Genomic DNA, 22,584 nt, shown 5'->3' with positions numbered 1-22,584 from the left:
AGTTGATATTCCTCGTTTGATCGAGTTCTATCAAATGGGTGTCTTCCCATTCGATTTGACAGAGAAGTTCTATGACTTTGACCAAATCAATGAAGCTGATGCAGATTCAGTTAGTGGTAAGACTATCAAACCTATCTTGATCATTGATAAAGATTACAAACCAGGTGAATAATAAATAATTCACATTTTAAATTTTAAGTGAATAAAACAGGTAATCCGATGGATTGCCTGTTTTATTTTGTCTAAATAGAAAACGCTGTGTGTTGTTACGGACTCAAAGTCCCACAACCTTCTGATCAAAGAAACGAAAGCAACAGAGACTATTGCTGATTACAGGCTCAAGACTCTAGTGCCACGTTTAATATTATATCTTCAGTATCCTAAGATTAGTTCTAAGCAAAGAGAACCGTCTTTACTTAGAACTAATCTTAGGTGCTTTGGTTTAAAAAAGTTATTCCTTTTATTGTATGCTCATACTGCCAGTTTTATAACATCCCTTTTTACGATTCTACAGAGCACTGTTTGGATAGCTATATCCTCCCTTTAAACCATTGGATACTCAATAAACCTGGCCCATAGTTTTAAACTGAGATCAACAATACAAAGGTCATAAAGGTGACTCTTCACGCTCTTATTAACAGTATTAAAGAGACAAATGTTTAATACAAGTTTACTTTATGTACACAAAAAAAATCACATCTTTCGATGTGATTTTTTCTATTCTTCCATTCTCTTATTTTGTTTTTCTTTGTATAGGTAGAATGGGAATCCAACAGCTGTTAAAGCTATTCCGACTAAAGCTAAGATTGTTTGTGTAAATAGAGTATTTATAACAATGAACAATCCACCTATGATAGCGATAATTGGAACGATTGGATAAAGTGGTGTCTTATAAGGACGATTCATATCTGGTTCTCTCTTCCTCAAAATCATTGTTGCAAGGAATGTCATTGTATAGAAAATCCAGATTACGAAAATCAACATATCAGTTAAGGTATTAAATGCACCTAGGAAGATCATGATACATGCAATTACTACTTGTAAGATACCACAATTGATAGGAACTCCACTCTTAGACAATTTCTTCAATTGTTTACTGAAAGGTAAAGTATTTTCAAGTGCCATTGCGTAAGGAATACGCATACCTGTCATTGTATATCCATTAATTGTTCCAAAGACTGATATTAAGATACCAATTGTAACTAACTTTCCACCTAAACCACCAAATAAGATGGCTGAAACATCAGATGCAGCGTTATCGTTACCAATAAATTGACTAATTGGCATACTCTTTAAGAATACATAATTGATCAACATGTAAACAATCATGATTCCTGCTAATCCTAGAAGAATAGCTTTTGGTAAATCTTTTTTAGGATTCTTCATTTCTCCAGCAATGTTACCAACATGAAGCCAGCCATCATAAGCAAACATTGTGGCAAGTAATCCATGTCCTAACGCATTGGCGAATCCTAAGTTCTTTCCTGCAGTTACAGGAAGTAAACTGACATTAACTTTAGATTTAGCAAAAAGTCCAAAGATAATGATTAAAATTATAGGAATAAGTTTAAACAAGGTCGTAAATGATTGTACGTGTCCACTTACTTTTGAACCTAACAAGTTAGTCAAAGTAAGGAACAGGGCAACAGCAACACCAATTGGCATCAGCAAGCTTGAACTTAACCCAAATAAGTTAATAACTTGTGTACTGAATATAATTGCTAAGGCGGCTATATTGGCAGGGAAATAAATAACAGTTTGTGCCCATCCTATTAAAAATCCGGGCTTCTTTCCGTACGTGTACTCAATATAACGCATCATTCCACCAGTTTCAGGGATTGCAGCGGCTAATTCCGCAGCGGTTAAGCCAGCACAGATAGTAATTACACCACCTAAAAACCAAGCTAATAGTGATAGGCTTACAGTCCCTGTTGCTTCAGCGACTACAGCAGCTTTAAAGAATACACCTGCACCAATAACCGTCCCCATTACGGTGGATAAAGCAGCAACGAATCCAATATTTTTCTTCAGATTAGTTGTTTCTTTCTCCATTTCATACACCTCTGAGCTTTTATTAAGTTTTTAAAGTTCAAATAAGATAAACGAGTTTATCCTAACCAATTCCACCGTCAGCCTTAACTGGTGTGAAGAAGTGATCAATAATATTTGATACACGAGCCAAGTCAACGTTACCACCTGAAACCATAGCAACAGTCTTCTTGCCTTTAAGCCATCTGTCATCGATCTTGTGTGATTCAAGTGCGGCAACTGGTAATGCACCGGCACCTTCAGCAACAACTTTAGTTCTTTGTAGAAGATCTTTCATTGCTGTAGCAATTTCTTCTTCATTTACTAGAACAATTTCATCAACTAATTCACTTACGATTGGGAATGTTACATCACCTGGTGTTGCAACATCAGTACCATCAGCCAATGTAAAGTCATCATGATGACTTTCAATATGTCCTGCTTTGTATGAAGCATACATACCATGAACATTTTCTGATTGAACACCAACAATATGAATTGATGGATTAAATGACTTCAATGCAACAGCCATACCTGAAATCAAACCGCCACCACCGACAGGAATGATAACAGTATCTACATCCCATAAATCATCAAGAATTTCTAGACCAATTGTACCTTGTCCAGCAATAACATATTTGTCATTAAATGGATCAACAATAGTCTTTCCTTCTTTTTTAGCTCTTTCAAACATCCATTTGTGAGCGTCATCAAATGTAGCACCATGAATATCAACTTCGGCACCATATCCACGAGTTGCATCTCTCTTCATTTGTGGAGCTTCATCAGGCATAACAACTGTTGTGTCGATACCTAATAGATGACCAGTTAAAGCAACACCTTGTGCATGGTTACCAGCTGAAGCAGTGATAACACCACGTTTCTTTTCTTCATCTGATAAGTGATTGATCTTATTGTTGGCTCCTCTAAACTTGAATGAACCAGTCAATTGCATATTTTCCAATTTTAGAAAAATATCTCCACCTACAATGTTACGACTTAGAAACATTGATTGTACAAGTGGTGTCTTACGAGCATATTTTCCAACAATTGCTTTAGCTTCTTGAATATCATGAATGTTTACTGCGGTATCAATATCTGTTCCCTTAATCATTTTAATCACCTCATATATTTAAATTCTAATTTACTGATTCTGTTAATTCTGAATATGGTAGATCAAGTGAATCTGCTAAACCTTTGTTTGTTACTTTTCCTTCATAGACGTTTACACCTGAAGCTAATGCATCGTCTGTCTTAATTGCTTCATCAATACCTTTGTCAGCAATTTCTAGTAAGTAATCAATATTACCTGCAGCTAATGCCATTGTTGCTGTACGTGGTACGGCACCTGGTTGATTAGGAACAGCATAGTGAACGATTCCATCTTTAACAAAGACTGGATCATCAATTGTTGTTGGTTTATCGATAGTTTCAACAGTACCACCTTGGTCAATGGCAACATCGACAACAACACTACCTGGTTTCATTGATTTGATCATGTATTCCTTAACCAACTTAGGTGGTCTTGATCCAGGAATAAGAATTGTAGAAATGAAGATATCTGCATCTTTAATTTCTTTAGCCAAGTTTTCTTCGTTTGATTTAACAGCACGGAAGTCTTGTCCTTTGAATTCTTCTTCCAATTCTTTAATACGGTCATCATTTAATTCAATGATAACTACTGAGCAGCCCATACCTAAAGCTAATTGAGCAGCATTCTTAGCAGCATTACCACCACCGAAGATAACTACACGTCCGGCATGAATTCCAGGAACATCAATACCTGGTAATAGAATACCTTGACCTTGATGTTGTGCTTCCAAGTAATAAGCACCCATAATTACTGAACGACGTCCAGCGATAGCACTCATAGGAGCTAACAATTGAAGTTTTCCATCTTTAACAATTGTTTCTCCACCGATTGCTGTTGTTCCAGCTTTCATCATTGCTTCAACAGTTGGTTTTGATGATGCTAAGTGTTGGAATCCCCAAATAACTTGGCCCTTCTTGAAGTATTGATACTCTTCTGCATCAGGCTCTTTAACCTTGATGATTAAATCAGCATTCCATCCATCTTTATGACTTACTAGTTTACCACCGGCTTCTACATACTCATCGTTAGTAAAACCAGCACCAACACCGGCATTATTTTCAACGAGAACTTCGTTTCCAGCTTCAACCATTTTACGGACATTTTCGGGAGTTGCGGCCACACGACCTTCTCCTTCTTTTTGCTCTTTAATAACAGCTATTTGCATCTTGATTCCTCCTATGTGATGTTTTTAACAAGTACATAATATAATTTAAATTGGACTTTGGCAAGGCTTTCAGTTCATTTTCTTTATCTTACAATTTCTAAAAATTGTGAAACGTTTCTCATTGTAGGGATTGCGGTGAATAACAAATTTAATATTTTTTTATTTTCATAATCTAGTTTCATAAATTTTTATTTTTTGTACCATTATCATTAAACACTTATATCTAAAAAGAAAACACCGATATATCAACACTTTCAACAGATGTTCATTGTCATTATACAACACTACTTTTTCAATTAAATTGACCACCGATAATATACATCTGTTCACTGATAAAAATTAAGTGAATAATTCACATTGTTTGTTATCAATAAACAGTTGTTCACACATCACTATTTGAACATCATTAATAAACACATGTATACCTCATAAATACAATCAAAATAAAAAAAGAAGACCAAAAAGGTCTTCTTTATATTTTTTTCACTAATTACTTCCATATTCTTTGTTAATTAAATTTTATCTAAACATTGTCTTAGTTGCTCTTGCCATTACTTTAGGATCCTTTTCATAATGATGCATCTTTGTCATCTCTGATAATGGAATACCTAAGAATGTATAGACAGCTCTTTGAGCAGCACGGAATGAATATTGTTCTGTAAAGACCATATCAAATGGCATTTCACAGAATTGGCTAATAAATGCTAAATTCTTACTATGTTTTGGAACGACATCCGGTCTATCACCCACTGCTCTTTGATTGAACAAAGCACTAGCATATGGCAAATGGACTGGAATAACGTTAACAATACTATCCATGATTTCTTGTTTATGATTTCTAACATTATCTTTAGCTGGATCAACAGCTGCTAAATGACCTAAGAATTCTTCTAACATTTCTTCACCAGTCATTTCGATAATTGGTTTTTGAACGTAATCACCATTTCTTCTTGGATACATAAAGTAACCCCAGAAAACTGATTCATTTGGTTTTTGAGCCTTAAAGTGTGGTTGATGATGAACAACGATCGACATTAGAGGAGTACTTTCGATCCAAGTATTTAAAGCGTTACCTGGTTCTTGTTGCGTAATACGACAAATTTCATTTAATAAGAAATGATTATTTGTTGTAACCGTAAAACTCATCCACTCACTTTGCGTACGATCATCAAAGAACTTATCTGGATTACCAAGTGAATAGAACTTCTCAGCAGCCTTCTTCCATAGAGCAGCACTTGGAGCATACTCCATATTTTCCTTAACTGGAGTATTAAAATCACCTATTGATGAACTGTCAGTAACTGAACCATTGGTATCAAAGACAAAATCATTCTCATCTACTTCAATTTCACCGGCTTTATTGTCATTATCGACTTCTTCATACTTGATCTTCGTCACAATTATATCGTCACGAAGTGGAGTATCTTTGAATTCCAAATCAACAACTTTACGGTTATTAATAAACGTTACTCCTCTATCTTCCAAATATTTTCTCATTGGCAAAATAATACTTTCATATTGGTTATAAGGAGTTCTAGTAACACCCTCTAATGTATTTATTCGACTAAATTCCAGAATCATTCTATTCATATAACGACGTAATTCCATAGCCGAACTAGCACGTTTAAATGCAAAAGTAGTTTGCCACATTGACCAAAAATTAGTTGTAAAGAAGTGTGGACTGCTGGCAAAGTATTCGGCAATACTGATATTATTCAGTTTTTCCTCGTCTTTTTCAGGAGTAAGCATTAATTTAGAAAGCAAGAAACGATCCTTATTGTTGAATTGCATATGCTTATAATCATTTTTGTCGCCATGGATCCTAGGTCCATTATGGTCGATCAATCTACCAACATCGTGTGTTGGGTGTGCATGATCAAAGTTTAAAATGTCATCAGTAACAGTTTGTCCAGGATTGTCTAATGAAGGAACTGATCTCAAAAGATCCCAAAGATTTTCATATGTTTCTTCATTCAACATACGTCCACCTTTAGCTAGAAAACCTTTATTATTAGACAGTGCTTGATTACTATATTCATTTTCGTAAGCCTTAACTGTATCACCATCATTAGCACCATGTGTTTCAAGGCCCATCATTGTAATTTGTTCACCTTTAAATCCACCGTCACGAATCAAATAAATTCCAGCGGCTAAATTACCAATTCCGGTACCGATCATATACGCTTTTCGTGTCATAATATTGCCCTCCATTCTAACTTTATACGCCTAATATATTCCATTTATAAGTGCCATGTAAAGGTTTACAACTTCTATTTTTTAAAACATAAAAGTTCTAAAATTTAATTACAACATTTTGATAAAATTAAGAATTTCAAACAAAAAAGTTCTAAGTGCGAAGAATAATCTCCACACTTAGAACTTTGGGAATTTATTATTTTGTTAGTCTAACAACATCACGAACAATCATTAATTCTTCGTCAGTAGGAATTGCCAATACAGTAACACTTGAATCATCTGTACTGATTTTACGTAATCCCTTACCGTTTTCGTTAGCATCTTTGTCGATCTTAATACCCATGTATGCAAATTTTTCGGAAATAATTTGACGAATCCATGGATTAGCAAAGCCCATACCAGCAGTAAAGATCAATACATCTGCACCGCCAAGTAAAGCCATGTATGAACCAACATATTTAACTATACGATTTACAAAGATATCGATTGCTAGTTTTGAACGTTTATTGTCTTCTTTAGTAGCAATCAAATCACGCATATCTGGTGAAACACCGGAAATACCGAGTAGCCCTGATTTTTCGTTTAAGATATCGATCATATCTTGTGGATCTGTTAACTTCAATTTTTGCATTAGATAAGCCATCAATGATGGATCAATATCACCAGAACGTGTACTCATTGTGATACCTGCCAAAGGTGTGAATCCCATTGATGTATCAACTGATTTTCCACCATCGATAGCATCAATAGAAGCTCCACTTCCCAAGTGAAGAGAAATAATCTTCAAATCTTCTAGTGGTTTGCCAAGGAACTTAGCTGCAGCACCAGAAACATATCTATGACTTGTACCATGGGCACCAAATTTACGTACGCCATACTTTTCATAGTATTCATAAGGAATACTATATAAATAATTTACTGGATCCATTGATTGATGGAATGAAGTATCAAACACGGCAACTTGTGGTACATCTGGTAAAATCTTTTCAAATGCTTCCATACCGGCTGCTTGACCAGGATTGTGCAATGGTGCGAATTCTGCCAACTTCTTAATTTGCTCGATAACTTCAGGAGTTACAACTGTAGAATCTTTAAATATTGAACCACCCGCAACGACACGGTGACCTACACCCGTAATTTCCTTATAATCGGAAATAATATTCATTTCGATTAATTTCTTCAACATCTTGTTAACAGCAGTTATATGATCAGGAATATCGCCAGTTTCACTGAATTTTTCGCCATTATACTTCACTTCAAAGACAGAGTCTGACAAACCTAAACGGTCAACCATACCTTTAGCAACAACAGTTTCATCTGGTAAATCATACAGCTTCCACTTCAGGGTTGAACTTCCTGAGTTAACTGCAATTATTTTGGACATATCTTTTCACCTAACCTTTAAAAGTTTTTTTGGCCCAATCCTGAACTTGATTTTTAAAGCCCTCAAATAGCTTTGGATCATTTGTATTCGGAATAGTACCCATTAAAACCTTAGCAGATTGTTGAGCTTTTGTACCATGTTTTTGTAATATTACTACAGCTTTTTGTGCTTCCTTTGAAGCAAACAAATTGCCTGGAAGGTCTAAAACCGCCTGTAGATAAACGTTTTGAACCATCCATTGAGATAATTTTTTAGCTTGATCAGTTTGAAAAATTTGTGAAGGAACAACAAAAATTCCGACACCGTTTTCATTCAAGCTATTCATGGTTTGTTCGATCAATAGATGGTGAGCATATGAATGCCCCTCATCAGCCTTAGTTTCAAATCTGGAAGCGTTTTCGTCTATTGGGTAATAACCAACTGGAAGATCAGCAATCGCCATGTCAACATCTGTAAATTGCCAATCAGCGATTCCGTCTTGATGATATGCCGATAGATTTAAATTCATAACTTCAGTAAATGCTTTGGCGAGACCTAAAGAAATGTCATCATTATCAATTCCTGCAATATTTATTTTGAAGTCGCCTGCTAATTTTAGTTGTTCAACAAATTCAATCAATAAATTACCTGTTCCAATTGTTGGATCAACTAAATTAAAATTCTTAACATTTTCAGCATTCAAAATCTCATAAGCTATTAAACTAGTAATTAATCCAATCGTATCAGGGGTTACTAATTTATTAACTTCTGTCTTATCTAATTTTTGAGCACTAATAATATTAACCGTGATTGCTTGTTTCATTTCTGTTTGAGATAAGTTTATTTCCTTTAACTCATCATAGATTACTTTTAACTTTTCCACAGTATCTTGATCAGGTGCACCATTTTCAACATAAACCTCTCCATTAGCTAGATCAGTTAATGCCTCCGCCAATGCATCTGTATAACTTGTTTTAAGAGCCTTTTGTAGCAGCATAACTGCTTGACTCAATTTATCATAATAAGTTTGCATTTTTATCTCCAGTTCTTTTACAAATAACATTAATATTCTAATGTTGCCGAAAAATTTATTCAACTATGTTATATTCCAAGAACCTTATTGTATCTGTTTTATCAAACTTTTGCACAATCTTTTGTTTGTAATAATTATCTAGTCTCTGATAATTTTCAATTTGATTTTTAAAGTACATATTACCAAAACCTATGGTTAAAATTGAAACACTTAGCACGAGTATGGTTGTAAACATGACCGTTGCAGATCTTTTAATCACTATTTCTTTTACTAACATTAATTAAATGCATCTCCGAAGTCTGATTTTTATCATTTATCATTTTTATGATGATCAAATCATCCCGTACTTTAAAACTTCCGCTGCGTATTCCGATAACAAGTGGAACATGACCACCTTGTTCTGATCTTACTCGCAGCATATTTTGGTAAAATTCTAAAACATGAGTGGCACCAGATTTATCTTTGTCATCGAAAATCAGTTTTTTTGAAGATATGGATTTTAACTCTTCGTTTTGAAATTTATCTTGAATATACTCATTAGTCATATGCCAACGGATTTGTTCAGTATTTAAATTATCTGGAACATGCTTTATTACTTTTAGAGTCTGTTGCAAAACCATCATAACTAATACGGTAACTAATAAAGCAATTAAGGATTCTGACAGCATCATTCCAGACCTTTTACCACACAATTTGGTAAACCTCTTGATCAATTTGAACCCTTAGTTTCTTTTTTTCTTGATCAAATTGATATTTCTGATTTTTAATAATCTGTTTTGAAATAACTTGTTTACTGCTTAAATTAGTCAACATCAACTTATGTGCATAAATACGATGCTCATATACTTTTATTTTTTTATACTCTTGTCCCAAACAAACCGCCATCGTAGAAGCTATCAACAATGTTATGAATAAAGAAACCACTGATTCGGCAAGAATAAAACCTTTATGTTTTCTTTTCAATGATCTCACCCCAATTCATTTGAATAACATAGATATAATTTTGTTTAGTCATGATTGAATAAAATTTGATTGTTTGTGGTCGAATCAAACCATTTCTTCTAATTTGAATAGTCGATTCAGCTTTGAAATAACTTATCGTTTTGGGAAATTTAATTTTTATTAAAAAGTCATCGTCACTATTCGATTTAAAAATGGCTGAATTAGACTTTTTTGAAATAACTATGTTGTAATCTTTTCCTGTTAGAAATGCCTTATTCAAAGTATTTCTAAAGACATTTTTAAATTGTTGCATAGATTGCTGCTCTTCAATTTTTGCTTGATAATCTTTAACACTTACACTGGTCGCAAAAATTACTGAACAAAATATCACTAAAACAACCACTGATTCAATTAAAGTGAAGCCTAATCTATTTTTTATAAATAACTTGTCCATCTTTGATTTCAAACTTCTGAGCTTTCTTCTTTTGTTCATCGGTCAACTTCAATTTATCAAAATTTGTTACCTTTTCATCTTCCATATCAACTTGTGTTTGTAGTGTTGTTCTAAAAGCCTCGTCTGTTTTATTGACAGCATTTTCCTTTTGACCACCAAGATTTGGAATAATCAAAACCAATAGTAGTGAAATAATAAACAGCACTATTACCATTTCTATCAGTGTAAAAGCTTCTCTAGTTTTCTTTTTTAATTTATTCATTAGGACATCCCTTTCATCATTCCATATACTGGTAACAAAACCATTAAGTAAGTAGCAATTATAATTAATGCAATAATTCCAAACATAATAGGTTGAACTAAATTCAATATTTTCTTTAAGTATTTCTGTGTCTCGTCAAACTTAAGCTCTGACATCAAAATAAGATCTTGAGCTAATTCTGATTTATTACCTCCTAATTGCAAAATAGACTTTAATTCATTAGGAAGAAATTTATCTTTTTCAATCATCTTGGATAAAGAAATACCTATTTTTAATTGAGATTCTATTTTTTTGGCCAGATTTTCTTGCAGCGATCCTTTACTAAAACTCAAGTTTACTGAACATATTTCTCTTAAATTTAATCCACTGGCAACTTGTAATCCCAATCCTTGTAAAAGAATATATTGATAAAAGCTCAGATAAACTTTTCCTACGATCGGTAATTTAATTAGATGACTAGCCGCTTGAAATTCAGAAAGTCTCTTCAAATAATTTGCATAAGTAAATGAAAATAAGCCGATTAAAATGATTGTTCCAAAAAATATTTGAAGGAATAAATCGATATATTTGGATTCACTTCCCATGTCTAATTGTGGGACAACATATATTTTCATACCTACGATCATTACTAGTAAAAATCCCAAAATAAAGAATGGGTATGAAAGTAATTCCTTAAGTTTATTCTTTTGTTTAACTTTCATTTGAAGAATCGATCCACTTTGTATCAGAACCTTTTGCAAATTTCCATTTGTTTGAGCAATTATTATTTGATTATAAATAGACGGTGGTAAATTCAAGTGTCGTAAGGACTTAGAGATCATTTCTCCATTTTGTAAATCTTCATATATTTGCTTAAATATCTTATCCTTGGTGCTTATTAATCTTAGACAATTTATTGATTGCTTAAGGGAAAATCCGTTTTTTATTAACTTACCCAATAACAATAAATATTGTGATTGTTGATCTTCACTAATCTTATCAACCGTAAAGATATTCTTGATACGTTTCCCTATTAATGTATCCATTTTGAAAAGCGTGCTCCATTTGTTGACCCCAGATATTATCATCTTTACTTTCCCTTAAAAATAAATCGATTTCTTGTTCGTTTGCTGTATCTATAAACAGTTGCAGTCCATCCATCGTTGGAATCAGTCTTTGATATGAAATTAAATTAACAGAATTTATTATCTCTTCTTGATCTACACCAAATTGCTTTAATCTTTGAATTACCGAAAATTTAGATTTCCCGTGAATAGTGGTCATAACTGTATACCCACAAAGGGATGCTTGAATCGCTTGTTTTGCAGTGATTGCATCTCGTATTTCACCAATAATAAGGACTTCTGGTCTATGCCTTAAACTTGTCTTTATTAATTCTTCATATGTTAGACCAACATGTTCATTAACTTGTAGTTGCAGAAAATCCTCCTCCACTATTTCAACCGGATCTTCAATACTCATTACCTTCTTACTACTACTCAAATTCTTACAAAGAGCGTACATCAATGATGTTTTACCTGAACCCATCGGACCAGAAAAAATCATCATTCCTTTCTTCTTTGCTACGGGATATAACTGTTCAATAATTTCTTCGTTAATTTGATAATTAAAATTTTGAGGATAAATAAGTCTAACTACCAACGATTCTCTATCTAAGAAATCACCTACAGACGAAATTCTGATATGAATCTTTTGACCTTGGTACGAAAAACTAAACGATCCTTTTTGTGATCTTCTTCTCTCCGAAACATCTAATCCACCGTTAAATTTTAAATAATTTAGAATCATTAATGTCTCATCAGTAGTTAATTGAGTCATCATTGGTTGATCAGTATCACTCCTCGTTTCAATAAAGTAATCATCTTCTCTTGGAAAAAAATATATGTCTGTAGCTTTGTTATCACATGCTTCATTAAGTAAGTTTCTTACCATATTTTCGACCGTCATTATTAACCTCCTTTCTAAAAATTACGAAAAAAGGTTATGACATAATTATTTTTTGTAAGTATGCAGCATAAACGTGTGACAAACCATAACTTTTTTTGCTTAAATCAAAAAGCCCCAACAATCCAAAATCGGATTGCTGGGACTTTTCGCCTCAATGCTCGAAAGCTGACAATGTTTTGTCACACTCTCTAAAATTAATTATTCATCATCGTCATCAGCAGCAGCTGTATAAACTTCTGAAACATCATCATCGTCTTCTAATTGATCGATCATGCGTTCAAATTGTTCTTTTTTATCTTCTGGCACTGGTGTCGTATTTTGAGGGATCATTGTTAATTCTGAATTAGCAACATCGTATCCCTTTTCGATTAAACCATCTCGTACTGCAGCAAAATCTTTAGCATCTGTATAGATTTCAAACGCATCATCTGATGTTTGTAAATCATCTGCTCCAAGATCCATAATATCTAGCAATACTTCATCTTCATCTTGGCTGTTCTTTGAACGGTCCAAAACAAGGTAACCCTTGCGGTCAAACATATAAGCAACTGAACCACTTGAGCCCATGCTACCTCCGTTACGAGTAAACGCAACACGTACGGCAGATGCAGTTCTGTTTTTGTTATCTGTTAAAGCTTCAACTAAAACTGCAACTCCACCTGGAGCATAGCCTTCGTATGTAACTTCATCATAATGTTCATCACTGCCGCCTTCGGCTTTATCTAAGGCACGCTTGATATTGTCTTTAGGCATGTTAGCTGCACGAGCTTTATCTACTATTAAACGAAGGGCAGCGTTACTGTCTGGATCGGCACCACCCGCTTTTGCCGCCATAAATAATTCACGTGACAATTTTTGGAAAATTTTACCACGCTTAGCATCTTGAGCATTTTTTCTACCCTGGATGTTATGCCATTTTGAGTGTCCTGACATTTCTGCTTCCTTCTTTCACTTTTATCGTAAACCAGATAACATAATATCAAAATATGACTATCATTTCAATATTAACTGGTAAGTTATAAAGTGAAATTAGCGATTATTTTTACGATGTTTAAGATCAATTCCAATTAAGGACAATAATCCAAGTAAAACGCCAGTAATGGTTGTTAATAAACTAGTTTTATCTCCTGTTTGAGGGAATCTACCCTTATTCGATACAGGTAACTGATTATGTAATTGTACTCTTGTTTTAGATTGAGGATTCTCAAGAGTTGAAACTTTGTTTGAATTATTAGCTGTACTAATGCTTTCAATTACATAACCTTTTTGGCCACTAGCAATTTTGACAGCATTACCGCCACTGATAATTGGTGCTTTAGGTGAGGATGGATATGTTGGTTCTACTGGTTTTGTTGATGTCTCAGGACCTTGTGGTTCCTCTGGAGTTACCGAACCTGGTTCTTCAGGATTTGTTGGAGTTGTTGGTTTTTCAGGCTCTTCTGGAACCTCTTGATTACCATTATCTCCATTGCCTTCATCATTTTCATCAGGATTATCTGGAGTAGTTGGCGTTGTTGGCCCTGTACTACCTCCCGTGCTGCCTCCTGTTACGTGCAAAACAACTTGTTTAGTCATTCCGTCGGCTGTACTTAAAGTTACAGTGTAATCGCCATTTTTTGATAAATTAGCTCCATTCAAATTTAGAGAAATTTCACTAACTGGACCATTAAGATCATAAGCAACGGGCTTAAAGTCAGAAACTGTTGGTGTTGGATATCCAACTTTCATTGTGTAATCAGAACCATCTATCCCGGTAATTGTAAAGGTTGCTGGTTTTACGGTTATTTCATAGTTTGGATTTTCAGCATCCGTGTAAGTAACGGTTATTGGATAAGTACCGACCGTCTCACCAGCAGTACGAGAAACAGTATACTGAGCATTTGTTACACCATTAGAAACGTTCCCGGTTAATGTCGGATCACTTTGACCAGAAGATTTGGCTGAATTATCAGCCGTAATAGTGATAGGTAATTTTTCAATTACATATGTTGCTGTATTTGTACCAGGATTCCAATCGTAAAGGTCACTACCTTGAAGTTTATTAATGGCGGCCAATCCTTGAGCACTTAATTGAACCTGATAAGTACCAGCATCTGTAGCTGGTGTAGCGAATTCAACATCACCAGGTTGTGTAGTATATGTATCACCATTTGAAAGCACAACTTGATAACTCCCAGTTGCAGTTTGAGGACTACCGTTATAAACGCTTGATCCTGTACCACTTAAATTGTATGTACCAGCGTTCTTTTTAACACTTACATTTACAGTTGTACTGTATGCTCCATAACTATAAGTAACTTGATAGTCTCCTAAAGTATTAGTATCTACTGTTGAAACACTTTGACCAGCTGGATTTTTAATAGAGACATTCATACTTGAGAAAGGAACGACCGTACCATCTTCAAGAGTACATCCCACAAAATTATCGGCTGGGCTCCAGCTAGAACCAATTATTTCAACCGAATCAATTGCCTTAATCACTGGATTGTTTAACACGACATTATATTGGCCATTATACTCAGGACCAATGCTCCAATTAAAAGCAAAGCTCTTTGTTCCAGTAGGAATAGTAAATACACCATTAGAATATGTAACGCCATTAGTCAATCCAAAAATACCCAAATACTGTTCACCAAAACCATCAGCATTGATATTAAAGAAATCAGAAATTTTATCATGTGTTGGATCAGTAAAAATAGTATCAACTTGATATCCACCGATACCCGTACCAAATGATCCATTAATAGCTACATGTGGAGCATTGATGTTAACGATACGATTATATTTAAATACTTCATTTCCTAAAGAAAGATTACTTCCAGAATAATCTAATCCAGTAAGTTGATCACTCAAAAAGGCTTGATCACCTACAGAAGTAACACTTGCTGGAACTGTTAAATCACCCGAAACACTATCGTATTCAAAAGCTCCTGCTCCAATAGATTGCAGATTTGTATCGTTACTAAAATCAAGAGTAGCTAAGTTACTATCATAAATAAAACTTTGGTATCCAATCGAAGTTAATGCTTTATCAAAAACAACATTCTTAAGTCCCTCATTAGATGCAAACGCTTGATCTCCAAGTGTTTGTAAGCTATCTGGAAGAATCAAAGTCGTCAAGGCATCATTATATGCAAAGGCAGTCTTACCAATAGAAGTTACCGTCTTTGGCAAAACTATTGATGTAATGGGATCTGACGTAAACGCATCATCACCAATCGTTGTTAAAGAATTATTCTTAGAAAAATCAACCGATGCTAATTTACTATCGTAAGCAAAGGCACCTTCTCCAATGCTATTTAAACCATCATTTAAAATAACGCTAGTTAAATTTTCATTGCTATAGAATGCTTCTTTACCAATAGTTGTTAATCCATCATTTAAAATAAGTGAAGTTAAATTATTGTTAAATTGAAAGGCATTATCACCGATAGCCGTTACATTATATGTAACGCCGTCAATCGTAACTGTTGGAGCAAGATTGATTGATGTAATTGTAGAACCACCACTGGATAGACCCGTTACAGTAGCCGTCTTTGAAGTTGAATCAGTTGACCAAGTAAAACAATCAGACGAAGTATATTGAGATGAACTTGTAGTTGGCGTACTTGGTGTTACGGTAGTAGGACTAGTCGTCGAAGGTGTCGTAGTAGCGGTATTGGTTGTTGTTGACAGCGTTGTTGTTGACGGTGCTGTTGTAGCAGAGCTAGTTGTTGTTGTTGGCGCTGTTGTAGCAGAGCTAGTTGTTGTTGTTGGCGCCGTTGTCGCTGGAGTTGTCGAAGGCGTCGTAGAGGCAGTGCTAGTCGTTGTTGATGTTGTAGTTGAAGTGGTTGGACCAGTTACAACTGGTGTTGTTTGTGACGTACCAGTGGATGTTCCTGTAGCCACAGGAGTAGTTACTGTTGTTGAAGTTACTGGTGCTGAAGCAGTTGTTGTCGTGGTAGTAGGGGCAGTTGCACTCGTAGTTATTGGACTTGAATTTGTTGTGCCTGTAGATGCAGTTCCTGTACCAGTTTCTGTAGAACTTAATGCTTTAGTAGCGGTTGTACTTGATGTACTAGGCGTTGTGCTCGTCGTACTTACTTCAGCCGCATGAGCTAAAACTTGGTGTGTTAATGAAGTACCCACACCTAAACTAATTGCCGCACTTGCAGCAATCACAATTTCTTTACCATCTTTAATTAATACATTCTTATTCATTTTCATGATAGGCATCCCGCACTTCTGTTTAAACAAATTTTGATTATATTATATAAAGTTTTAATTTTAAGACAAATAAAAAGACCTCATTTGAGATCTTTTTTTCTTTTACTATTCAAAATATAAATAATCAATAACAGAATTGCGCTTGCCAGTAATGCTCCCGCACTATCTAAAATCACATCACTAACCGATGGAGTTCTTCCTCCGGTCAATCCTTGGTGAAATTCGTCAAAAGCTGCTAAACCAGTCGCCATCATCCAAGGGACGAAAACACTCAAAAACTTATAACTTTTAAAATAATTATACAAAGCCAGACTCAAAAATAATCCTAATAAAAAATATATTCCAAAATGAGCTCCCTTACGTATGAAAAACTCAACGAAATGATAATATCCATCATTTTTAATAGACTGGATCTTACCACCATAATCAAAACTAATTTGATTCAACAAACTATAAAATGGCTTGTTATTTGATCCTAAATGTTTTTCTAAAAAAGGTACTGACGTTTGTTGTTTATAAGTCATTGATGAACTATAAAATAATACTAATTCAATTCCAATTATTATCCACCAATACCATTTTTCGTGTTTACTGATTCTATTAATCAAATTCGTTCTCCATAATTAGCAAGTTATAAACTTAAATTAACGATTATTTTTTCGACGTTTAAAATCAATTCCTATTAAAGATAAGGAACTAAGTAAAATACCACTGATTGTTGCCATTAAACTTGTCTTTTCACCAGTTTGAGGCAGTTTACCATCAGTTGACGATGGTAATTCTAATTCTGTATTAACTTGCTTGTTCCCCATTGGTGTAATAACAGCATTGCCATCAACATTTGATTCAGAGGTTACAGCCCCGTTTATTTTATTACCAGATTCTGTTGGTAAACTTGGATTTATTGGTGCAACAGATCCTTCAGATTCATTTGGCCCTTCTGGATTTACTGGAGTATCTGGGTCAACCGGATTGTCTGGATCTGTTGGCTTTGTCGGGTCAACTGGATCCACTGGTTTTACTGGATCAGTTGGGTCGACTGGGTCTACCGTAGTACTACCGTTATCATGATCACCATTATCTGGGTCTACGGGATCTACTGGTGTAGTTGGAGTAGTAGTACCTCCCGAATTACCGCCAGTAACGTGTAAAATAACATCCTTTTTCATTCCATCTGCCGTACTCAAAGTTACTGTATAGTCACCACTCTTTGATAGATCAGCTCCATTCAAATCTAGAGAAATAGCACTAACTGGTCCATTAACATCGTATGCAATCGCATGAAAATCGGCAGCTGTTGGAGCAGATTCTCCAACGTTCATAGTATAAGTATCATCTGAAGCAATACCTGTAATTGTAAATGTTCCAGATTCAACTGTAATTTCATAATTAGGATTATCAGTATCTGTGTAAGTGACAGTTATTGGATAAGTACCAACTGATTCTCCAGATTCACGAGATAATGTATATGTTAGACCTTTTATTGCATCTCCTTCTCCACCTGAAACCTCTGCTGTTAATGTTGGATCACTTTCATCAGAAGATTTTGCTGAATTATCAGCAGTGATTGTTATTGGTAACTTTTCAATAACATACGTAGGAGCAATATACTTAGAAGTATTTTTATCCGCTGTCCAATTATAAGTATTATTTTTATCCAGGCTTTCAATTGCCTTCAGCCCCTGATCACTCAACTGAATATCATATGTTCCCACGTCAGTAGCTGGTGAGTTCACAAACTCAACATCTCCAGGCTTTGTTTCATAATAAGTATTATCATCATTTGAAAACGTTACCTTATAACTTCCTTCAATACTCTTGGGAGTACCACTATAAATACTAGAACCAGTACCACTTAATCTAGAAAGTCTATAAGTTCCTTGATTTTTTTGAACGCTCACCGTAACGGTCGTACTATAATTTGCACTATCCGTTTTGTATCTGTATTCAACTTCATATTTGCCAGCAGTATTTACATCGACCGTCGGAATACCTTGACCAGCAGAATTTTTAACTGAAAATTTAATATTTGTTAAAGGAACTTCAGTGCCATCTTCAAGAGTACAACTCATAAAGTTTTCATCAGGTGTCCATGGTGAACCAAGTGTGTGAGTTGAATCAACTGCCTTGATGATTGGATTGCCAAAAATAACATTATACTGACCATTATATTCTGGTCCAACACTCCAATGAAATGAAAAGCTCTTTGTGTCAGAAGGAACCGTAAAAATTCCAGTCTCTTTAGAATATTCAACACCATCACTCAAATCAGTGATACCCAATCCCTGTTCGTCACCGTCTTCGACATTGATATCAAATAAATCAGAAATCTTAATATTTTGGGAGTCTTTGGAATCAGTGAAGAAAGTAAATGTCTGATACCCCCCCATACCTGATCCATACTTTCCTTTGATAGACATTTTAGGAGCATTAATATTAACTATATGATTAGATTTAAACGTTTCATTCCCTAAAGTTAAGTCACTTCCAGAATAGTTTATTCCTGTAAGTTGGTTACTAAAGAATGCTTGATCACCAATTGAGGTTACATTTGATGGAATTGTTAAATCACCAGAAATGCCATCATACTCAAAAGCACCATTTCCAATCGAAGTCAGTGACTTGTCAAAAAAGACACTTTTAAGGTTAGGGTTGGAAACAAATGCTTGCTCTCCAATTGTTTGTAAACTATCAGGCAAAGTCAAAGTCTCTAAGGCATTATTAAATCCAAACGCCTTCATACCAATAGAAGTTACAGTACTTGGCAAATTAAGCGATTCTATTGAATCACTATAAAATGCAATATCACCGATTGTTTTTAATGTGCTGTTTTTAGAAAAATCAACTGTAAGCAAATGAGGGTTGTCCGAATCATTACAATATCCAAAAGCTTCGCTTCCAATACTAGTTAAACCATCGTTAAAAATGATACTTGCCAAACTTTTATTGCTATAGAATGCTTGTTTACCAATGGTTTTTAGACCCTTGTTAAAAATTACTGAAGTTAAATTAATATTAAATTGGAAAGCTTTGTCTCCAATTGTTTGCAAACTATCAGGCAAAGTTAAAGTCTCTAGAGCCGAATTATTAGCAAAAGCACTCTCACCTATCGATTCCACAGTATTTGGTAGGACAAGTGATTCTATGGGATCAGATGCAAATGCCGCATAACCAATTGTTTTTAAAGTATTATTTTTAGAAAAATCAACCGTATTTAAATTGTCACAGTACGCAAAGGCATTATCTCCGATACTAGTTAAACCATCATTCAAAATAACACTAGTTAAACTTTTATTACTGAAGAATGCCAAACTGCCAATTCCCGTCACATTATATGTAGACCCATCAATATCAACCGTTGATGGAACATTAACAGATGTAACAGTTGAGTTATTAGGATCCAAACCCTTTAAAGTTACAGAACTATTAGATGTATCATCATCATTTTTTACCCATTTAAACCCGCCAGATGTGTATTCTTGGGGACTTGGTGCTGGATCTGATGAAGATATGGATTCTGCTTCCGGTTGAGCTACGTCTGCCGATGGTGATGGGGTCGTGGGAGTAGTTAATGATTCAGAACCGGTATCTCCTGTTTCATTTTTAGAAGTCTCAGGCTCTGGATTCGTCGTTGATTCCTTTGTTTCAGGTGTCGAATCACTGCCATTATCTCCAGATTCTGTCGCTTCTTCTGGTGTAGTATTAGAATTCCCCGATACACTTGGATCTGTATCTGTTGAATCAGTTACCGTTTTTGTACCTGATAAGTCAGCCGACATACTTGTAGGTGCATCGATTTCACTAGCACGAGCTAAAACTTGATGTGTAATTGAAGTACCTATCCCTAAACTAATTGCGGCACTAGTAGCAATTACAATTTCTTTACCATTTTTAATTAATATTTCCCTGTTCATTTTCATGATTTATACCAAACCTGTACTTAATAATTTCTATATAATTCATCTGAACTACCTAAATAAAATACTCAATAAATTCAGCCTTTATTTCCCTAAGGCAATTAAACAAAATTAAACTCAAAATGATTTAAAAAAAGTTCAAGTTTCGTTTATTCACGAACGAAGAATCAATATAATGGTAATATTCATCGCCTTTAATAAACCTAACTTCGTAATTATAACAGATAATGTAATTATTGAATAAATCATTAAAAAAATAATTATTAAAACTTGATTTTATACCTCTTCAGCAAGTATCGGTTCATTTAAGCTTACATTTTTACTTTATTATTAATCTTTCTGGCATCTTCAAAATACTTAGTGCGATATGAAGAATGTACTGCCCAATAATAAATAAAGGTTGAAAAAATCAGAATTAAAACAAAATCAAATGGATATGAAACTAAATTTTTCCCACCAAAGTCACTGCTACCAAGCCAGGATATTAATGATAATCCTGCTAAATGAACGATAAACCACAAACTGGCATACATTTTAGGTTTGAACTCTTTAAATCCACGTTTAAAATCATAAAAGATATATATAGGTAATCCAACGACAATAATTACTATAACTTCAACCGTTGTTGGAAACATTGACCAATATATCGCTAAACTTATTAAATCAAAAACTATTGGAGCCAAGATATTCATCCCTCTAATTTTAGAAGGACGTTTGAAATCAGGTCCCATTTTTCTCAAACTTCCGGCAACTACTGGTCCAGTTAGTAGCGAAATCAAAGTAGAAGCTGCGACGACCCTAGAAAGTAATGACCAATTTTTGAAAAGTGTTATCAAAATAATACTTACAACCAAATTAACTAGCAAAGCTACTCTAGGAGAGCCAAAGTCATTATCTGTTTTACCTAATATTTTTGGTAAATGTTTATTCTTTGGCATTGATGAAAGTGATTTACTTGCCGAAGCAGAAAAAGCGATACCACTTCCTAAAGGTGAAATAAAAGCAGTGAAATAGATTAGTGTTGATAACCAATAAATATTTAACAAAATTGCTAAATCAGCAAATGGAGAATTAAAATTCAAACTTCCAAATCCTTTGCTCATAACACTTTGTGGTAATGAACCAACAAAAACAACTTGTAGAGAAATGTAGATCACAGCACTAATTAGTAAAGAAAGAATTATTCCTCTACGGATATTTTTTTCTGGTTTTAAAATATCATTACCTAAATTAATTACCGTCTGAAATGCTACATATGAATAAATGATTCCTGCACTACCAATAGCTACAAATATTGAAGCTGTTCCATTTGGCATAAATTGTTGCATATTATGACCTAAATTATTTAAATCAAAATGCGCCATGATCAAAACTAACATGGTTAAAATTGGCACAACTAATTTAAATACAGCAATCAAGTTATTAAATTTGGCCATAATAGCAACTGACCAATAATTTATAAACGTAAATACAAATAACAACAATATAGCCATCATCATACCGCTAGAAGACAATTCGCCGTTATCCATAAATCCGTGTGTAAATTTAGACCATTCCCATGGCCATGTACTCATATACTGTGTGCTTGCTACCGCTTCAATAGGTAGAATTGCTAATAATGACAACCAATTTGCCCATGAAGCTATATGTCCCAAAAATGAACCATGAGTGTACATAGTAAATCTACTCATTGCCCCATCTTCAGGAAACATCGTGCCAATTTCAACGTAAACCATTGCTATCATAGCAACCAGTACCGCACCAATGATCCAACTGATTATTGCAGCAGACCAGCAATTTTTGCAGCTTGGCTGGATCCAAACATCCAACCAGAACCAATAATTGCACTAAGACCAAACATTGTTGTTGAAAATAAATTTAATTTTTTCCCATTCATAAAAACCCACCAATTCAATTAAAAAAAGAGGCTGTGACAAAAGTCCTAAGAAAAAAGATCAGAACGTGGAAATCGTAAGAT

General features: G+C 34.4%; 17 protein-coding genes and 1 pseudogene. 1 reads left to right on the top strand and 17 read right to left on the bottom strand.

The features are described from left to right. Window positions 1-172, top strand: a pseudogene (locus FC72_RS10855) (NAD(P)-dependent alcohol dehydrogenase); the annotation flags it as partial. Window positions 173-717: 545 nt separating this feature from the next. On the opposite strand, the gene FC72_RS10160 reads toward FC72_RS10855, so the two are convergent. The 17 genes from FC72_RS10160 to FC72_RS10075 all read right to left on the bottom strand — a co-directional run bounded on the left by FC72_RS10160 (window position 718) and on the right by FC72_RS10075 (window position 22,342). Next, on the bottom strand, window positions 718-2,052 hold the full coding sequence (locus FC72_RS10160; protein ID WP_057767397.1) for an APC family permease: 1,335 nt from the start codon (window positions 2,050-2,052) through the stop codon (window positions 718-720). A gap of 61 nt (window positions 2,053-2,113) precedes the next feature. Next, a complete protein-coding gene (gene tdcB / locus FC72_RS10155; RefSeq protein WP_057767395.1) occupies window positions 2,114-3,142 on the bottom strand; it encodes a bifunctional threonine ammonia-lyase/L-serine ammonia-lyase TdcB in 1,029 nt (342 codons plus the stop codon). 25 nt (window positions 3,143-3,167) lie between these two features. Beyond that, complete coding sequence (gene ald / locus FC72_RS10150) at window positions 3,168-4,286, bottom strand: alanine dehydrogenase (protein WP_057767393.1); 1,119 nt, start codon at window positions 4,284-4,286, stop codon at window positions 3,168-3,170. Between the two features lie 519 nt (window positions 4,287-4,805). Next, window positions 4,806-6,497, bottom strand: coding sequence for an oleate hydratase (locus FC72_RS10145; RefSeq protein WP_268871667.1), 1,692 nt, complete (start codon window positions 6,495-6,497; stop codon window positions 4,806-4,808). 181 nt (window positions 6,498-6,678) lie between these two features. Beyond that, window positions 6,679-7,866, bottom strand: a complete 1,188-nt coding sequence (locus FC72_RS10140; protein ID WP_057767390.1) for an acetate/propionate family kinase — start codon at window positions 7,864-7,866, stop codon at window positions 6,679-6,681. Between the two features lie 10 nt (window positions 7,867-7,876). After that, a complete protein-coding gene (locus FC72_RS10135) occupies window positions 7,877-8,878 on the bottom strand; it encodes a class I SAM-dependent methyltransferase (protein ID WP_235805176.1) in 1,002 nt (333 codons plus the stop codon). Between the two features lie 251 nt (window positions 8,879-9,129). Continuing rightward, window positions 9,130-9,570, bottom strand: coding sequence for a ComGF family competence protein (locus FC72_RS10125; RefSeq protein ID WP_057767386.1), 441 nt, complete (start codon window positions 9,568-9,570; stop codon window positions 9,130-9,132). Next, window positions 9,560-9,841 carry a hypothetical protein gene (locus tag FC72_RS10120; RefSeq protein WP_057767384.1) on the bottom strand — a complete coding sequence of 94 codons (282 nt, stop codon included), beginning with the start codon at window positions 9,839-9,841 and terminating at the stop codon, window positions 9,560-9,562. Before FC72_RS10120 ends, FC72_RS10125 begins: the two co-directional genes overlap by 11 nt. Continuing rightward, a complete protein-coding gene (gene comGD / locus FC72_RS10115) occupies window positions 9,825-10,313 on the bottom strand; it encodes a competence type IV pilus minor pilin ComGD (protein ID WP_083480816.1) in 489 nt (162 codons plus the stop codon). The genes FC72_RS10120 and comGD overlap by 17 nt, the downstream gene beginning before the upstream one ends. Further along, on the bottom strand, window positions 10,249-10,536 hold the full coding sequence (locus FC72_RS10110) for a prepilin-type N-terminal cleavage/methylation domain-containing protein (RefSeq protein ID WP_057767380.1): 288 nt from the start codon (window positions 10,534-10,536) through the stop codon (window positions 10,249-10,251). The genes comGD and FC72_RS10110 overlap by 65 nt, the downstream gene beginning before the upstream one ends. Next, window positions 10,536-11,561, bottom strand: coding sequence for a type II secretion system F family protein (locus tag FC72_RS10105; RefSeq protein ID WP_057767378.1), 1,026 nt, complete (start codon window positions 11,559-11,561; stop codon window positions 10,536-10,538). The genes FC72_RS10110 and FC72_RS10105 overlap by 1 nt, the downstream gene beginning before the upstream one ends. Beyond that, a complete protein-coding gene (comGA, locus tag FC72_RS10100; protein WP_057767376.1) occupies window positions 11,515-12,483 on the bottom strand; it encodes a competence type IV pilus ATPase ComGA in 969 nt (322 codons plus the stop codon). Before comGA ends, FC72_RS10105 begins: the two co-directional genes overlap by 47 nt. Before the next feature lie 198 nt (window positions 12,484-12,681). Beyond that, window positions 12,682-13,416 (bottom strand): YebC/PmpR family DNA-binding transcriptional regulator, encoded by a 735-nt coding sequence (locus FC72_RS10095; RefSeq protein WP_057767374.1) that lies wholly within the window; start codon window positions 13,414-13,416, stop codon window positions 12,682-12,684. Between the two features lie 96 nt (window positions 13,417-13,512). Continuing rightward, window positions 13,513-16,689 (bottom strand): leucine-rich repeat protein, encoded by a 3,177-nt coding sequence (locus tag FC72_RS10090; protein WP_057767372.1) that lies wholly within the window; start codon window positions 16,687-16,689, stop codon window positions 13,513-13,515. Window positions 16,690-16,769: 80 nt separating this feature from the next. Continuing rightward, window positions 16,770-17,297: a VanZ family protein gene (locus tag FC72_RS10085; RefSeq protein ID WP_083480814.1), complete on the bottom strand. Its 528-nt coding sequence runs from the start codon at window positions 17,295-17,297 to the stop codon at window positions 16,770-16,772. Between the two features lie 36 nt (window positions 17,298-17,333). Continuing rightward, entirely contained in the window at window positions 17,334-20,609 is a 3,276-nt protein-coding gene (locus FC72_RS10080) for a leucine-rich repeat protein (protein ID WP_057767370.1), read from the bottom strand. A 308-nt stretch (window positions 20,610-20,917) separates the two neighbouring features. After that, window positions 20,918-22,342: an APC family permease gene (locus FC72_RS10075; RefSeq protein ID WP_235805175.1), complete on the bottom strand. Its 1,425-nt coding sequence runs from the start codon at window positions 22,340-22,342 to the stop codon at window positions 20,918-20,920. Window positions 22,343-22,584 lie beyond the last annotated feature (242 nt).

It is taken from the genome of Companilactobacillus tucceti DSM 20183, assembly GCF_001434665.1.
GTDB classification, from domain to species: domain Bacteria; phylum Bacillota; class Bacilli; order Lactobacillales; family Lactobacillaceae; genus Companilactobacillus; species Companilactobacillus tucceti.
Note: the sequence above shows the minus strand (reverse complement) of the source record. Positions and strands in the feature narration are given on the sequence as shown.

Bases quoted from the DNA above. Each gene is read 5' to 3' on its own strand.
- FC72_RS10160 (WP_057767397.1), bottom strand. From the start codon at position 2,052: ATGGAGAAAGAAACAACTAATCTGAAGAAAAATATTGGATTCGTTGCT.
- tdcB (WP_057767395.1), bottom strand. From the start codon at position 3,142: ATGATTAAGGGAACAGATATTGATACCGCAGTAAACATTCATGATATT.
- ald (WP_057767393.1), bottom strand. From the start codon at position 4,286: ATGCAAATAGCTGTTATTAAAGAGCAAAAAGAAGGAGAAGGTCGTGTG.
- FC72_RS10145 (WP_268871667.1), bottom strand. From the start codon at position 6,497: ATGGAGGGCAATATTATGACACGAAAAGCGTATATGATCGGTACCGGA.
- FC72_RS10140 (WP_057767390.1), bottom strand. From the start codon at position 7,866: ATGTCCAAAATAATTGCAGTTAACTCAGGAAGTTCAACCCTGAAGTGG.
- FC72_RS10135 (WP_235805176.1), bottom strand. From the start codon at position 8,878: ATGCAAACTTATTATGATAAATTGAGTCAAGCAGTTATGCTGCTACAA.
- comGD (WP_083480816.1), bottom strand. From the start codon at position 10,313: ATGAACAAAAGAAGAAAGCTCAGAAGTTTGAAATCAAAGATGGACAAG.
- FC72_RS10110 (WP_057767380.1), bottom strand. From the start codon at position 10,536: ATGAATAAATTAAAAAAGAAAACTAGAGAAGCTTTTACACTGATAGAA.
- FC72_RS10105 (WP_057767378.1), bottom strand. From the start codon at position 11,561: ATGGATACATTAATAGGGAAACGTATCAAGAATATCTTTACGGTTGAT.
- comGA (WP_057767376.1), bottom strand. From the start codon at position 12,483: ATGACGGTCGAAAATATGGTAAGAAACTTACTTAATGAAGCATGTGAT.
- FC72_RS10095 (WP_057767374.1), bottom strand. From the start codon at position 13,416: ATGTCAGGACACTCAAAATGGCATAACATCCAGGGTAGAAAAAATGCT.
- FC72_RS10090 (WP_057767372.1), bottom strand. From the start codon at position 16,689: ATGAAAATGAATAAGAATGTATTAATTAAAGATGGTAAAGAAATTGTG.
- FC72_RS10080 (WP_057767370.1), bottom strand. From the start codon at position 20,609: ATGAAAATGAACAGGGAAATATTAATTAAAAATGGTAAAGAAATTGTA.
- FC72_RS10075 (WP_235805175.1), bottom strand. From the start codon at position 22,342: ATGGTTTACGTTGAAATTGGCACGATGTTTCCTGAAGATGGGGCAATG.